This is a genomic window from Longispora fulva (assembly GCF_015751905.1).
GTDB classification, from domain to species: Bacteria; Actinomycetota; Actinomycetes; order Mycobacteriales; family Micromonosporaceae; genus Longispora; species Longispora fulva.
This window is the reverse complement of the sequence record NZ_JADOUF010000001.1, coordinates 5,265,762-5,279,806: the sequence shown is the minus strand read 5'-3', so window position 1 is coordinate 5,279,806 and position 14,045 is coordinate 5,265,762. Positions and strand designations below refer to the sequence as shown.

Here is a 14,045-nt window from a genome sequence, read left to right as displayed (position 1 = left end):
GTACTAGTGCGTACAGACACCAGTCTGCCGGCCCGGGCATCATCGCATCATGAGTACATCCCTCACGCTGCGTCGCGGGGCCGCGAGCCACCTCGGACTCCGGCGGCCGATCAACGAGGACAGCCTTTACTCGGGCGCGCAGCTCGTGGCCATCGCCGACGGGGTCGGAGGCGAGGCGGCCGGCGAGGTGGCCAGCGACCTGGCGATCGGGGCGCTGCGGCCCCTGGACACGCCCGAGCCGCGCGACCCGGTGACGGCGCTGCGGACGGCGTACGACACGGCGAACCGGCGGATCCGGGAGGCGGTGGCCGCCGACCCGGCGCTGTCGGGGATGGCGACCACCCTGACGACGCTGCTGCTGTCGGGCAACCGGCTGATCCTGGCGCACGCCGGGGACTCGCGGGCATATGTGCTGCACGCCGGGGAGTTCGCGCAGTTGACCAGGGATGACACGTATGTGCAGTTGCTGGTCGACCAGGGCCGGATCAGCCCCGACGAGGTGAGTACGCACCCGCACAAGTCGGTCGTCACCCGGGTGCTGCAGGGCGAGCCGTTCGACGCGACGGTAACCCGGCGGCGCGCGGTACCCGGCGACCGTTATCTGCTGTGCAGCGACGGGCTGTCCGACGCGGTGTCCACAGCGGACATCGCGATGACGCTGCGCACCGAGCCGGACCCGGACCGGTGCGCGGCCCGGCTGATCCAGCTGGCCCTGGAGGGCGGCGGGCCGGACAACGTGAGCGTGGTCGTCGCCGACGTGGTGGGCCGGCCGCGCCGCCGACTGCGGGCGCTACTGGCCGCCGGGCTGGTCGGCCTCGGCGCGTTCGTGTGGTGGCTGTTGCGCCCGTGACCGGGTGACGAGGTACAGCGCCGCTCCGACCGCGAGGACGACGAGGCCGGCGAACACGCTGGCCCGGGGCAGGGTGGCCACCAGCACGAGGCACCCGACCAGCCCGACGACCCCGACGACCCGACCCGCGACCGACCTGATGCCGGCGGCGCGGCCCCTGGCCGGTTCGGCCCCGCCGGGTTCGTGCCGGCGCAGGGTGAGCGCCGACGCGTTGGCGATGGCGTAGTACAGCAGGACGCCGAACGAGGAGAACCCGATCGCGCCCCGCAGGTCGACGGTCGCGGCCAGCACCGCCACGAGCACGCCGACGGCCACCTCCGCCCGGTGCGGCACGTGGAACCTGGGGTGCACGGCGGTCAGGAAACCGGGCAGGTAACGGTCCCGGGCCATCGCGAACGACGTCCGCGACACCCCCAGGATCAGCGCCAGCAGGGAGCCCAACGCCGCCACGGCCGCCCCGACCCGGACCACGGGCACCAGCCAGCCGGCCCCGGCCGCGGTCACGGTGTCGGCCAGCGGCACGGCGCTCGCCCCCAGGCGGTCGGGGCCGAGGACGGACAGGGCGGTGGCGGCGACGGCCGCGTACACGACAAGGGTCGTGACCAGGGCGATCCCGATCGCACGCGGGATGGTGGTCGCGGGATCGCGCACCTCCTCGCCCAGGGTGGCGATCCGGGCGTAGCCGGCGAACGCGAAGAACAGCAGCCCGGCCGCCTGGAGCACGCCGGACACCCGCAACGGGCCGGCCGGGGCCAGCTCCAGGCCCGCCGGCCCGGACAGGCCGGCGACCACCACCGCGGCGAGCACGGCCAGCACCACCGCGACGATCACCCGGGTGGCCAGCGCGGACTTGTGCACACCCCGCCAGTTCAGCGCGGTCAGCGCCGCGACCGCGCCCACGGCCGCCGGCCGCTCCCAGCCCGGGAACGCGTACGAGGCGAATGTCAGCGCCATCGCCGCGCACGAGGCCGTCTTGCCCACCACGAACGCCCAGCCGGCCAGGTAGCCCCAGAACGGGCCGAGCCGGCGGCGGCCGTAGACGTAGGTGCCGCCGGACTCCGGGTACAGCGCCGCGAGCCGGGCCGAGGACATCGCGTTGCACCCGGCGACCACGGCCGCGACCGCCAGCCCGGCCAGCAGCCAGCCCCCGGCGGCCCGGGCGGCCGGGGCCAGCGCCGAGAACACCCCGGCGCCGAGCATCGCGCCGAGGCCGACGAGGACGGCGTCGGTCGTACCGAGCCTTCGGACCAGCGCCATGGCGAAACTCTATCCACGACCACCGCCCGGCCGCGCGCCCTGCTCGACGCCGTCACCGCTGACCTCAGGGCCGGTCGCGGCGGCGGGGGCGGCGCGGACAGTTCGGCCTGACCGGTCCGGGGTGAAATCCGATCGCTCCGCCCTGCGGGGCGCGGCTAGGCTCCGTGCCGATGATGCACGAGAACGAGATCAGAACCGACGCTGAGCAGGTCCGCCGCCTCGTCGCGCACCAGTTCCCGCAGTGGGCCGATCTGCCGGTCACCGCGTTGCCGCCGGTCGGCACCGATCACATGCTGTACCGGATCGGCGGTGACCTGCTCGCCCGGATGCCCCGGATCGACTGGGCCCTCGACCAGGCCGACAGCGACAGCCGGTGGTTGCCGGTGCTCGCCCCGCACCTGCCGTTGCCCGTGCCGCTGCCGGTCGCGCTCGGCGGGCCCGGCGAGGGGTACCCGTGGCGGTGGTCGGTGGTCCCGTGGCTGTCCGGGGAGAACCCGACGGCCGACAACGTCGACCCCGGCCCGGCGGCGGCGGACCTGGCGGCATTCGTCCGCGCGCTGCACGGCGTGGACACCACCGGCGGCCCGGTGAAGACCGGCGCCACCCGGGGTGTGCCGCTCGCCGCCCGCGACGAGATCACCCGGGCGGCGATCGCCGAACTGGGCGACCGGGTCGACGGCGCGCGGGTGACCTCGGCCTGGGAGGACGCGCTCGCCGCCGCACCGTGGGCCGGGCCGCCGGTGTGGGTCCACGGGGACCTGCAGGCCGGCAACCTGCTGGTGGACCGGCGTCGACTGTCCGCGGTGATCGACTTCGGCGGGCTCGGCCTGGGCGATCCGGCCGTGGACCTGATGCCGGCGTGGAACCTGTTCGACGCCCCGGCCCGCGAGGTGTTCCGCGCGGAGTCCGGTTACGACGACGACACCTGGCGGCGCGGGCGGGGCTGGGCTCTGTCGACGGCGCTCCTCGGGCTGCCGTACTACTGGGACACCGTCCCGGCGTTCGTCGAGGAGGGGCTGCGCAAGGTCGCGGCGGTCCTCGAAGACCTGGGCTGACGGCCGGCCACGGGTCGCCGATGGAACCCGGGGCAGGTGTCGCCGTAACCGTCCGATGTTCTTTCTAGCGCCACCAGGCGGCGGTCGGCGCTGCCAGGGTCGGCTCGAACGGCTGGCCCGGGCGGGGGATCGCCACCCGGGCGCCCGCCTGCCGGGCGGAGGCCAGGGTGCGGTCGGCCGGCTCGTTCCACGGGTGCAGGGCCAGGTTGAACGTGCCCCAGTGGATCGGCAGCAGCGCGGCCCCGGCCAGGTCGGCGTGGGCCTGGACGCCCTCCTCCGGGGTCATGTGGATGTCCGGCCAGAACTCGCTGTACGCGCCAATCTGGATCATGGTCAGGTCGAACGGCCCGTGCTGGGCGCCGATCGTGGCGAATCCGGCGAAGTATCCCGTGTCGCCGCTGTGGAACACCCGGTGCTCGGGCCCGGCGACCGCCCACGACGCCCACAGGGTGTGGGTGCCGTTGCGGATGCCCCGGCCGCAGAAGTGCCGGGCCGGGGTCGCGGTGAGCCCCAGGCCGGCGACCTCGGCGGACTCGTCCCAGTCCAGCTCGACGATGCGGCCGGCGGGCACGCCCCAGTACTCCAGGTGCGCGCCGACGCCGAGCGGCACGGCGAACACCGCGCGGGAGGACACCAGCGCGCGGATCGACGGCATGTCGAGGTGGTCGTAGTGGTCGTGCGAGATGACCACCACGTCCGGGTCGAGCGCGTCGAGGGCCACCGGCACCGGGTGGAACCGGCCGGGTCCGGCGAACGTGAACGGCGAGCAGCGCTTCCCCCAGACCGGGTCGAACAGCACCCGGTGGCCGTCGATCTCGACGAACACCGTGGCGTGGCCCATCCAGGTGGTCCGCAGGCCGGTGTCGGAGGGGGTGGCGAGGTCGGCGGCGGTGTCGGCGTACACCTGGATCGGGGTGCCGGGGTAGCGCTGGCGGCGGCCGGCCCCCAGGAAGTACTCCCGGACCATGCCCTTCTGCACGATCATCCGGGCCGGCTCGGAGTTGCGGAACGAACCGTCGCGGAAGTTGGGCGAGCGCAGGACCCGTTCGAGGCGCTCGCCGGTCGGGTCGGCCCCGAAGGACGCCGGGCGCACGGCCCGGCCCACGGAGCCCAGGAAGCCGGCCCACCGCGAGGCGGGTTCCAGCCGGGTCGCCGGCACTGTGGTGGACTCGGACATGTGGCCTCCCGGGGTCGTCACCCCCATTGTTCCCGAGGGGCAGGGGTAGCGTGGGCGCGTGACGGAGTTGATCGAGGACCAGACGTTCAGAAACCTCGACTGGTACGCCGAGGAGTTCACCGAGCGGCACTACCTGCGGTGCGAGTTCGGGCATCTCGACCTGACCGAGGCGTCGACCAGGGGCACAGTGTTCGAGGAGTGCACCTTCGGCAACGTCCGGTTCAACGCCTCGCGGCACGACGACGCGGCATTCCTGCGCTGCGGGTTCACCCGGTGCAACTTCTTCGAGGCCGAGTTCACCGGGTGCAAGCTGACCGGGAGCCAGTTCGCGCAGTGCGAGCTGCGGCCGATCCGGGTCACGGGCGGCGACTGGTCCTTCGTCGCGCTGGCGGGCGCCGACCTGCGCGGCGCGACCTTCCAGGGGGTACGCATGCGCGAGGTCGACCTGACCGGCGCGCACTGCGAGGACGCCGTGTTCGCCGGGGTGGACCTGTCGGCGGCCCAGCTGCACGGTGCGCGGTTCTCGCGGGCCGATCTGCGGGGGAGCGACCTGAGCGCGCTGGACCCGACCGTGACGGCCACGGACGGGGCGTTGATCAACGCCGAGCAGGCCGTGGTGGTGGCCCAGGCGCTGGGGTTCACGATCGCCTAGTCCGCGTCGGTGTCTTCGGCGTGCCGCACGTCCAGGCGGGTGAGGTACTCCAGCGCGACCTTCTTCGGCACGCACATCCGCCACGCGTCCACGACCAGCTCGCGCAGCTCCGCGCGGTCGATCGCCGCGAGCCGGACCCGCACCCAGTTGTAGCGCTCGTCGGACGGGACGGGCATCAGGAACTTGTCGGGCTCGGCGGCGACGAGGGCCGCGCGCTCCTCCTTCGGGTACCCGAAGCCCAGCAGCGTCTCGTCGGCGGACAGGGACGCGTACACGATGCTGCGGATCCGGAACTTGATCCGGTCGCGGACCAGGTGCTCGGTGGTGCGCGGCAGGGACAGGGCGATGCTGCGGACGTCCTCGGCGGTGACAGGCACGCCCATCATTGTGCCGCGCGGCCCGCAGCGCCTTCCCGGTGCCAGACGCCCGCCCGGCGCGGGCCGTCGTCCGCCGCCGACCCGCTAGCCCGGTTTTCGGGGCGTGACCAGCCGGTTCTCGTAGGCGAACACCACCACCTGGGCCCGGCTGCCCAGCCCCAGCTTGGTCATCACCCGGCTCACGTGGGTCTTCACCGTCGCCTCGCTGAGCACGAGTTCGGCGGCGATGTCCCCGTTGGACAGTCCCCGGGCCACGAGCCGCAGCACCTCGCCCTCCCGCGCCGTCAACCCGGGGATCGCCACGGCGGGTGCCGACCGGGGCGCGAACGTCTCGATCAGCCGTCGGGTCACGGCCGGGGCGAGCAGCACGTCCCCGGCGGAGACGGTGGCGATCGCCGCGATCAGGCGCTCCGGCGGGGTGTCCTTGAGCAGGAAACCGCAGGCACCGGCCTGGAGCGCGGCGTAGACGTACTCGTCGACGTCGAGGGTCGTCAGGATCAGGACCCTGGGGCTGGGCCGGGCCGGGGCCGCGAGGATCCGCGCCGTGGCGGTGACGCCGCTCATCCCGGGCATCCGGATGTCCATCAGGACCACGTCGGGGCGGGTCGCCGCGGCCAGGGTCACCGCCTGCTCGCCGTCGGCGGCCTCGGCGACGACGTCCAGGTCCGGGGCGGCGCGGATCAGCGAGGCGAGGCCGGCGCGGATCAGGGGCTGGTCGTCGACGACGAGGACCCGGATCGGCCGGGCGCTGTCGGGTGCCGTGTGCGCGGGAGACGCCTGGTTGTCGCCGGGCCCCGAGCCTTCCGCCGCACGGGATGCCCGGTGGTCACCGCCTGGCGTCATCCGAGCCTCGGCAGGGGGAGGGCCAGCGTGACGGCGAAGCCGCCCTCCTCGCGCGGGCCGGCCGTGAGGGTGCCGCCGTACAGGACGGCGCGTTCGCGCATGCCGACGAGTCCGTGGCCCACGCCGGGCGCCGCGGCCACCCCTGACCGCGCCGCGCCCGGCCGGGTCGCGCCCGGCGACGCCGCGTTCGACCCGGTTGCGGCTGGCGCCGGGGAGCCAGGTCCGGGACGGGCCGCGTCGGGGGTCGACCCGGCCGGGCCGTCGTCGGTGACGGCGACGGCGAGCAGTTCGGGCTCGTAGGTCAGCGCGACGGTCGCCGTGGTGGGCATCGCGTGCCGCAGCGCGTTGGTTAGGGACTCCTGCACGATCCGGTACACGCACTGGTCGACGCCCGGGGCCAGTGCGCGTGGTTCGCCGGTGACGACGACCTCGACGGGCAGGCCGGCCTCGGTGAGCCGCCGGGCGAGTTCGTCGAGCCGGGCGACGCCGGGGGCCGGGTCGTACGGGCGGGCGTCCGGGCCGATCCGCAGCAGGGCGAGGAGTCGGCGCATCTCGTCGAGCACCTCGGCGCTGGTGTCGCGGATCGTGCCCAGCGCGCGGCGGGCGGTGTCGGGGTCGGAGTCGAACACGTACCGGGCGAGGCCGGAGTGCACGGAGATGACGGAGATGTGGTGCGCGACCACGTCGTGCAGTTCCCTGGCGATCCGGACCCGCTCGTCGACGACGGCGCGGCTGGCCCGGTCCTCCTGTTCGAGCCGCAGCCGCTCGGCCAGGTCTGCGAGCTGGTGGTTGCGCAGCGTCGTCTGCCGGGCGGTGTGGCCGAACCGCCAGACCAGGGCCGGCACGATGACGCCCTGCGCGACGACGGCCACCATCGAGCTCTCCGGGGTGTGCAGTCCGGCGTAGATCCAGATCGCGGTGGCGGCGGCCATCCACGGGGCCGCGGTCCGGGGCGGTCGCAGCGCCGCCAGGGTGTACAGCGCGAACAGGGCGGGGTACGTGCCCACCACCGGCCAGTAGTTCAGGGTGATGTAGACCGTCCACAGCCCCAGGCACGCGGCCACCACCGTTCCCGGTGCCCGCCGCCGCGCCACCAACGGCAGGTTCATCGCGATGACCAGGACGTCACCGAGCCCGTCGGTGTCGCCCCACGATCCGGGCACGTGTTCGTGGCTCAACGGCAGGCTGACCGCGGTGACCAGCCCCGTGTACACCACGTCCACCGCGAGCGGATTCGCCGCGACCAGCTGCCTGGCCCGGGGCAGTATCGGCCACATTGACGCAACATAGTTGACGGGACAAGCGGTGTCGTCCCCTCGGGGTCGCAAGGGGCCTACCGCAGAAGGTGTAGAGCCGTTCCGGAATACTGCCCCGGTTGCAGCCCGGTCAGGCTGCGAGGACCCCGGGCAGCCAGTCGGCCGTGTCCGAGAACGCGAAGCCCAGCTCCGTGCCCCGGGCGTTGGACATGCCGTAGTAGCGCTCGAACGAGAACGGCGACGCCTCCTCGCCCGGCTCCGGCTCGCGGTACGCGGCTCCGAGCCGGGCGCACAGGTCGACCGCCGAGAACTCGCCGTGCGACCGGACGTTGACGGGGCCGAGGAAGTCGGCGGTGGCCGCGAAGGACAGGAAATCGGCGATCTCCTCCGGGCGGGTGAACGAGGACGGGTGCGGATCGCGGTGCACGACGACCGGTTCGCCGGTCCGGGCCCGGTCGGTGTAGTGCGCGAGCCGGCCGGTGAAGTCGGCGCCGCCGAGGACGTGCGCGGTGCGGACCGCGACGAACGGGAACGCCGGGTCCCGGGCGAACACCGCCTCCGCCTGGCGCTTGCCCTCGGCGTAGTGGGCCTCGCGGAACGCCGGGTCCTCCCACGGCAGGGTCAGATCGACCGGCCACGTCGCCGCGTCGAACGCGCTCTCAGGGAGCGGGGCGGTGGCCGTGGCCCGGTCGTACACCTCGATGGTCGAGGTCATCACGTAGCGGCCGGTGAAGACCCGGCGTGCGATCGCCGCCTGCCGCGGGGTGTAGCAGACCTGGTCGACGACGACGTCGAACGTCCGGCCAGCCAGGGCGGCGACCAGCCCGGCCTCGTCGTCGCGGTCGGCGCGGACGTGTTCGACGCCCGGCGGGGGCGGGGTCGAGCCCCGGTTGAGGAGCGTGACGCGCGCGCCGGACGCGACGAGCTGGTCGACGAGGAGTCTGCCGAAGTACCGGCTGCCGCCGATCACGAGGATGTCCATGCCGGTCAGCCTGCCCCGCTAGGGTGATTAGCAGAAGTGGTGATCTGCTTAACCAGCTGTTAGGGGTACTGATGATCGACGTCCAGCGGCTCCGGGTGCTGCGCGAGGTCGCCCGGCACGGCAGCTTCAGCCGGGCGGCGGAGGCGCTGCTGTTCACCCCGTCGGCGGTGTCCCAGCAGATCGCGGCCCTCGAACGCACCCTGGGTGCCCGGGTCGTCGAGCGCAGCACCCGGGGCGTGGTGCTCACCGCCCCGGGCCGACTGCTCGTCGAGGCCGCCGACGCGATCACGGCCGAGCTGAGCCACGCGCAGGAACAGATCGACCGGCTCGCGTCGGGGCGGGCGGCGCTGACGGTCGCCACGTTCACCAGCGGCGGGCGCGAGCTGCTGCCGGCGGCGCTGACCCGGTTCGTGGCCGCGCACCCCGACGTGGAACTGACGGTGCTGGAGGGGGAGCCGGAGGTGGCGCTGCCGTGGGTGCGGGAGGGCCGGGCGGACCTGGCGTTGTCCTACCATTTCGGCGGCCCGCCGCCGGTCCGCGCCGGGGACCGTTCCGGCCTGACCTGGACCCCGGTCCAGGACGATCCGCTGTGGATCGTCGTGCCGCGCGGACACCCGCTGGCCGGGCGGGAGTCCGCGCACCTCACGGAGCTGGCCGGGGACCGCTGGGTGCTGGGCTGCTCGAAAACCCGGGCGATTCTCGACGGGTACGCCGCCCTGGCCGGCTTCGAGCCACACATCCTGGCCGCCACCACCGACTACTTCTTCGCCCAGTCGCTCGTCGCCGCCGGGGTGGGGGTGGCGCTGATCCCGTGGATCGCGCTGCTGCCGCCGGGTGGCGAGGTGGCGGTGCTGGCCGTCGAGCAGCCGCGTCCGGTCCGGCACATCGGGGTGGTGACGCCGCGCCGGGCCCCGAATCCCCTGGCGGACGCGCTGCGTGCGGCGCTGCTGGTCCCCGACGAGTGCCGGCCGGCACTCTGAGGAGTGCCGGCCGACGGGATTTCGCCGGCCGGGTGGCCGGAGGGTGCGGCTAGTGGAAGTGGTTGTAGCGCAGGGCGGTGAACTCCGCGACCCGGCTCGCGCTCCACGTGCTCTGGTGGGCGTTGGTGCCGGAGCTGCTCTCCTCGTAGACGATCGCCGCGCCGCCGGCCGCGCCGACCCACTTCACGAACAGGCCCATGTGCTGGTGCGAGGAGTTGTGCACCCAGAACGCGTCGCCCGGCTTCATGCTGCTCTTCGAGATCTTCTTCGACACGTCGAGGATGTTGCCGGTCCAGTGCGAGTCCTTCAGGCCCCAGGCCATCGAGACGAAGCCGGAGCAGTCCTGGCGGTAGGTGCCGTTGACGTTCTTGTGGCAGTTGGTCTGGCTGTACGGCACCTTCTCCGTGATCCACAGCTTGCCCCGGGCCAGGATCTGGGCGCCGGTGTGGGTCTCGTCCGCGCCGTTGGACGTGCAGGCTACGAGGATCGAGGCGTTCTCGACGCCCGGGATCGCCTCGGTGGTGGGCGAGGCGTAGGCCGCGCCGCCGAAGCTGGCGACGGCGATCGCCGCGCCGGTGACCCCGATCAGGGCGAGCGAGGTGAGGGTCTTGCGGATCATGACGTCCTCCAAGGTGGGTCGCTGTGTCGATGACCACCCTGGTCGACGGTCCTGATCGGACACTGAACGACGGCTGACCGCGCGACGTTCAGCGCACCCCGGCGGCGACGGCGGCCTCGGTCCGCAGTCCGGCGCGCAGCCGGCGGGCCTCCTGCCTGGCGGAGTTCGCCGCGGCTTCGTCGCCGCGCCGGTCCTCCACCGCCACCAGCACGTCGAGGGAGTCCGCGAGCCAGTACGGGGACCGCAGCCGCCGCCAGATCCGCACCGCCTCGGTCAGCGCGCCCCGGGCCGAGTCGACCCTGCCCCCGGTCAGGTGCGCCGACCCGAGCCGGCGCAGCGTCAGGGCCTGGCCGAACGCGTTGTCGTGTTCGCGGTACACGAGCAGGCACCAGGCGAGCATGGTCTCGCCGGCGGGCAGCGCGCCCCGGCGGATCCGGATCTCGGCGAGCCAGAGCAGGGCGTGCGCCTGGCCGAGCCGGTCACCGGAGCCGACGTGGATGTCCCGGGCGGCGGCCAGGTGTTCCTCGGCCTCGTCGAGGGCGTCGCGGTCGAGAGCCAGGAGTCCGAGGCCGCGCAGGGCCTGGGCCTCGCCGGGCCGGTACGCGCTGGCCAGGCTCAACGTCCGGCCGTGCTCGTAGTGCGCGGTGCTCTCGGCCGCCCGGCCGGTCTCGCGGCAGATCACGCCGAGGCCGAGGGTCGCGTACACCTCGCATGCGGGGTTGCGCAGCTCGCGACCCAGCCTGGCCGCCTCGGTGAACGCCTCCGTGGCCGCGGCGTACTGGCCCAGCACCCGGCGCAGGTAGCCCAGCCCGGCCAGGCAAGCGGCCTCCTGCCCGGTGAGGCCGAGGGCGCGCGCGTCGACCAGGGCCGTGCTGAAGTGCTCGACGGCCAGGTCGTAGTTGTCCTGGATGGTGTGCAGTTCGCCGAGGTTGCGGCGCAGCGGCACGGCGGTCAGGGCGTCCCCCCGCGCGGCGCACAGGTCCAGCGCCGCCCGGTGGGTGCGCTGCCAGTCGTCGAAGTAGTTGCGCACCTCGAAGAACGTTGCCGACGCCGCGGCGAGCCCTCCCGCGGTGGCGGCGTCGCCCAGCTCCACGGCCTGCCCGACCGCGCTGACGATCGAGGCGCGTTCGGTCTCGAACCAGTCCAGCGGGGCGGCGCACAGCTCCTCGGCCAGGCCGTCCGGCAACGCCCAGCGCGGGGCGGACGGGGGAGGGGCGCCGACGAAGTCGCTGGCCAGGGCCGCGTTGGCCCGCCCGGCGATGTCGAGGTACGCGTCGAACACCCGGCGCACCGCCGCCAGCCGGACCTCGGCGGGATCCTCGGCCTCGGCGCGCTCCCTGGCGTACAGCCGGGGCAGGTCGTGCATCCGGTAGCGCACCGAGCCGTCCGGCTGCCCGGGGTGCGGCTCCAGCAGGTGCACGTCCACCAGCTCGTCCAGCACGTCGTCGGCATCCTCCGGGCCCACGTCGAGCAGCGCCGCCACCACCCAGGACGGCACGTCGGCCGCCCCGACCAGGCCGAGGCGGCGGAACCCGACCCGGGCGGCGGCCGGCAGCCCGTCGTAGCTGAGCGCCAGGCTGGCCCGCAGCTCCAGGTCGCCGACGGCCAGCTCGTCGAGCCGGCGGTGCTCGTCGCGCAGCGCCCTGGCCAGCCGCTCCAGGCTCCAGTGCGGCCGGGTGGACAGCCGCATGGCCGCGATCTGCACCGCCAGCGGCAGGTACCCGCACAGGTGCACGATCTCCCCGGCCGCGTCGAGTTCCGCGGTCACCCGGTCGCGGCCGACGACGCCGGCGAGCAGGGTCAGCGCGTACTCCTCGCCCAGCGGTTCCAGGACGAGCCGGTGGGTGCCCAGGCCGGCCAGGTTCGCCCGGCTGGTCACCAGGACCGCGCACGTGCCGCTGCCGGGGAGCAGCGGCCGGACCTGCCGCTCGGACGCCGCGTCGTCGAGGACCACGAGGATCCGCTGGTCGGCCAGCGCCGACCGGTACAGCGCGCTGCGTTCGGCCAGGTTGTCGGGGAGCGGGCCGGTGCGGCCGAGCGCGCGGAGGAAGGAGCCGAGCACGGTCTCCGGGTCGCCCTGCGGGCCGCGCAGGTTCACGTACAGCTGGCCGTCGGGGAACTGGTCGCGGACCCGGTGCCCGAGGTGCACCGCCAGCGACGTCTTGCCCATCCCCGGCTGGCCCACGATGACCAGGGTCGCCGGCGCGGGGCCGGTGCCGGACAGGGTCGCGACGGCGGCGGAGATCTCGGCGTGCCGGCCCACGAACTCGGCGAGGTCCGCCGGCAGGTGGGCGGCCCGGCCAGCGACGGCCGGGGCGGGGGCCGGCGCCGGGGCCGACAGCCGCGCGTCGGACAGCCAGCGCTCGGCGAGCACCGCCGGCCGGTCGCCGCGCAGGATGGCCTGTTCCAGCTCGCGGAGCCGGGTACCGGGCTCGATGCCCAGCTCCTCGACGAGCGTGGCCCGGGCGTCGCGGTACACGGACAGCGCCTCGGCCGTGCGGTCGCCGAGGTAGAGGGCGAGCATCAGCCGGGCCCGCAACACCTCCCGCAACGGGTACTCGTCGACCAGGTTCACCAGCTCCGCCACCAGCGCCGGGTGCCGGCCGAGCGCCAGGTCGATGTCGAGGCGCTGCTCGATCACGGCGATCCGGCGCTCGGCGAGCCGGGCGGCCTCGGTCTCGGCGAACCGTCCGGTGACCCCGCCGAGCGCCGGTCCCCGCCACAGCGCGAGCGCCTCCCGGAGCAGGCCACCAGCCTCCGTGAGCCGGCCCCGGGCCAGCGCGCCGTCGGCGTCGGTCACCCGGTCCTCGAACAGCCGCAGGTCGACGGCGTCCCGCCGGGGCCGGAACAGGTAGCCGCCCGGGTGGGTCTGGATCAGGTCGCGGGACTCGCCCTGGCCGGTGAGGAGGCCGCGCAGGGCGGAGACGTACACCTGGATCTGGTTGCGGACGCCGGGCGGCGCGGTGTCGCCCCACACGCCGTCGATGATCTGGTCGACGGAGACGACGGTGCCGGCCCGCACGGCCAGCAGTGCCATCGTGGCCCTGCGGCGGGGCCCGCCGAGCGCGAGCGTGCCGGCCGGGGACACCAGCTCGAAGGGGCCGAGCATCCGAACATCCACTGTGACCCCACTCCGGCTCGCGCACGTCCTGAATGTCGAACCGGACACTACGGGCGTCCGGGGTCGGCCGAATCCCGCGCGGGGTTGATCATTCAGGTCATACCAGTGCGGTAGGCGCGGAAACGGTTACGGCACGCGCGGTACGTTCAGCCGACGTTCAGCGCCCGCTCCTACCTTTCGGGCCATGACTGACATCTCCCGACGCGCACTTCTCCAGTACGCCGGAGCGGGTCTCGCTGTGGCCGCCAGCGGACTGCTGGTCGTCGGCACCGCCGAGGCCGCCGGGGCCGCCGAAGCCGTGGCGAGGCCCACCATCCTGACCCGGGCCCAGTGGGGCGCCCGGGCCCCGAAGCACCCGATCACTGTCCTCAACCGCAAGCCGGACCGGATCATCGTGCACCACACCGACACCCCGAACAGCACGGACTACTCCGTGGCCCACGCGAAGGCGCTGTCGAAGTCGATCCAGAACCACCACATGGACACCAACGGCTGGGACGACGTCGGCCAGCACTTCACCACCTCGCGCGGCGGGCATCTGATGGAGGGCCGGGACAAGGTGCTGCCCTCGATCGGCCAGCACAAGCTGGTGCAGGGCGCGCAGGTGTCCGGGCACAACGACCACACGATCGGGATCGAGAACGAGGGCACGTACATGTCGGTGCTGCCGCCGACGGCGCAGTGGAACGCGCTGGTGCAGCTGTGCGCGTACCTGTGCGACCAGTACAAGCTGGATCCGAGGACCGCGATCAAGGGACACCGCGACTACAACTCGACGGACTGCCCGGGCGACGCGCTGTACGCGAAGCTGCCGGCGCTGCGGACGGCCGTGGCGCGGGCGCTGGGCTAGACCGGGGGCGAGGCGTGCCCGGGCCG

General features: G+C 74.0%; 13 protein-coding genes. 5 read left to right on the top strand and 8 right to left on the bottom strand.

The window, feature by feature from the left end; translation table 11 throughout:
- The first annotated feature begins 49 nt into the window (after positions 1-49).
- Positions 50-850: a PP2C family protein-serine/threonine phosphatase gene (locus IW245_RS23695; protein WP_197005368.1), complete on the top strand. Its 801-nt coding sequence runs from the start codon at positions 50-52 to the stop codon at positions 848-850.
- Here IW245_RS23695 and IW245_RS23690 read toward each other — a convergent pair.
- Complete coding sequence (locus IW245_RS23690; RefSeq protein ID WP_197005367.1) at positions 791-2,107, bottom strand: APC family permease; 1,317 nt, start codon at positions 2,105-2,107, stop codon at positions 791-793. The genes IW245_RS23695 and IW245_RS23690 overlap by 60 nt on opposite strands.
- A 170-nt stretch (positions 2,108-2,277) precedes the next feature.
- On the opposite strand from IW245_RS23690, the gene IW245_RS23685 reads away from it, so the two are divergent.
- Entirely contained in the window at positions 2,278-3,162 is an 885-nt protein-coding gene (locus tag IW245_RS23685) for an aminoglycoside phosphotransferase family protein (protein WP_197005366.1), read from the top strand.
- Between the two features lie 64 nt (positions 3,163-3,226).
- On the opposite strand, the gene IW245_RS23680 is transcribed toward IW245_RS23685, so the two are convergent.
- Complete coding sequence (locus tag IW245_RS23680) at positions 3,227-4,339, bottom strand: MBL fold metallo-hydrolase (protein ID WP_197005365.1); 1,113 nt, start codon at positions 4,337-4,339, stop codon at positions 3,227-3,229.
- Positions 4,340-4,397: 58 nt separating this feature from the next.
- Between IW245_RS23680 and IW245_RS23675 the strand changes: the two genes are divergently transcribed.
- Positions 4,398-4,991 carry a pentapeptide repeat-containing protein gene (locus IW245_RS23675; protein WP_197005364.1) on the top strand — a complete coding sequence of 198 codons (594 nt, stop codon included), beginning with the start codon at positions 4,398-4,400 and terminating at the stop codon, positions 4,989-4,991.
- Here the strand turns inward: IW245_RS23675 and IW245_RS23670 are convergent.
- The 4 genes from IW245_RS23670 to IW245_RS23655 all read right to left on the bottom strand — a co-directional run bounded on the left by IW245_RS23670 (position 4,988) and on the right by IW245_RS23655 (position 8,449).
- The gene (locus IW245_RS23670) at positions 4,988-5,368 is read right to left on the bottom strand and encodes an MmcQ/YjbR family DNA-binding protein (RefSeq protein ID WP_233473148.1); all 381 of its coding nucleotides are present in this window, start codon (positions 5,366-5,368) and stop codon (positions 4,988-4,990) included. The genes IW245_RS23675 and IW245_RS23670 overlap by 4 nt on opposite strands.
- Positions 5,369-5,452: 84 nt before the next feature.
- Entirely contained in the window at positions 5,453-6,211 is a 759-nt protein-coding gene (locus tag IW245_RS23665; RefSeq protein ID WP_197005363.1) for a response regulator, read from the bottom strand.
- Positions 6,208-7,488: a sensor histidine kinase gene (locus IW245_RS23660; protein WP_197005362.1), complete on the bottom strand. Its 1,281-nt coding sequence runs from the start codon at positions 7,486-7,488 to the stop codon at positions 6,208-6,210. The genes IW245_RS23665 and IW245_RS23660 overlap by 4 nt, the downstream gene beginning before the upstream one ends.
- Positions 7,489-7,597: 109 nt before the next feature.
- Complete coding sequence (locus tag IW245_RS23655; RefSeq protein ID WP_197005361.1) at positions 7,598-8,449, bottom strand: NAD-dependent epimerase/dehydratase family protein; 852 nt, start codon at positions 8,447-8,449, stop codon at positions 7,598-7,600.
- Positions 8,450-8,520: 71 nt separating this feature from the next.
- On the opposite strand from IW245_RS23655, the gene IW245_RS23650 reads away from it, so the two are divergent.
- Positions 8,521-9,429 (top strand): LysR family transcriptional regulator, encoded by a 909-nt coding sequence (locus IW245_RS23650; protein ID WP_197005360.1) that lies wholly within the window; start codon positions 8,521-8,523, stop codon positions 9,427-9,429.
- Positions 9,430-9,478: 49 nt separating this feature from the next.
- Here IW245_RS23650 and IW245_RS23645 read toward each other — a convergent pair whose 3' ends face one another.
- Positions 9,479-10,048, bottom strand: coding sequence for an NlpC/P60 family protein (locus IW245_RS23645; protein ID WP_197005359.1), 570 nt, complete (start codon positions 10,046-10,048; stop codon positions 9,479-9,481).
- 88 nt (positions 10,049-10,136) lie between these two features.
- On the bottom strand, positions 10,137-13,157 hold the full coding sequence (locus IW245_RS23640) for an AfsR/SARP family transcriptional regulator (RefSeq protein ID WP_197005358.1): 3,021 nt from the start codon (positions 13,155-13,157) through the stop codon (positions 10,137-10,139).
- Positions 13,158-13,353: 196 nt separating this feature from the next.
- Between IW245_RS23640 and IW245_RS23635 the strand changes: the two genes are divergently transcribed.
- Positions 13,354-14,019, top strand: coding sequence for a peptidoglycan recognition protein family protein (locus IW245_RS23635; protein ID WP_197005357.1), 666 nt, complete (start codon positions 13,354-13,356; stop codon positions 14,017-14,019).
- The last annotated feature ends 26 nt before the right edge of the window (positions 14,020-14,045 follow it).

Excerpts from the sequence above, each read along its gene's own strand:
- IW245_RS23695 (WP_197005368.1), top strand. The coding sequence starts at position 50 with ATGAGTACATCCCTCACGCTGCGTCGCGGGGCCGCGAGCCACCTCGGA.
- IW245_RS23690 (WP_197005367.1), bottom strand. The coding sequence starts at position 2,107 with ATGGCGCTGGTCCGAAGGCTCGGTACGACCGACGCCGTCCTCGTCGGC.
- IW245_RS23685 (WP_197005366.1), top strand. The coding sequence starts at position 2,278 with ATGATGCACGAGAACGAGATCAGAACCGACGCTGAGCAGGTCCGCCGC.
- IW245_RS23680 (WP_197005365.1), bottom strand. The coding sequence starts at position 4,339 with ATGTCCGAGTCCACCACAGTGCCGGCGACCCGGCTGGAACCCGCCTCG.
- IW245_RS23665 (WP_197005363.1), bottom strand. The coding sequence starts at position 6,211 with ATGACGCCAGGCGGTGACCACCGGGCATCCCGTGCGGCGGAAGGCTCG.
- IW245_RS23660 (WP_197005362.1), bottom strand. The coding sequence starts at position 7,488 with ATGTGGCCGATACTGCCCCGGGCCAGGCAGCTGGTCGCGGCGAATCCG.
- IW245_RS23655 (WP_197005361.1), bottom strand. The coding sequence starts at position 8,449 with ATGGACATCCTCGTGATCGGCGGCAGCCGGTACTTCGGCAGACTCCTC.
- IW245_RS23650 (WP_197005360.1), top strand. The coding sequence starts at position 8,521 with ATGATCGACGTCCAGCGGCTCCGGGTGCTGCGCGAGGTCGCCCGGCAC.
- IW245_RS23645 (WP_197005359.1), bottom strand. The coding sequence starts at position 10,048 with ATGATCCGCAAGACCCTCACCTCGCTCGCCCTGATCGGGGTCACCGGC.
- IW245_RS23640 (WP_197005358.1), bottom strand. The coding sequence starts at position 13,157 with ATGCTCGGCCCCTTCGAGCTGGTGTCCCCGGCCGGCACGCTCGCGCTC.
- IW245_RS23635 (WP_197005357.1), top strand. The coding sequence starts at position 13,354 with ATGACTGACATCTCCCGACGCGCACTTCTCCAGTACGCCGGAGCGGGT.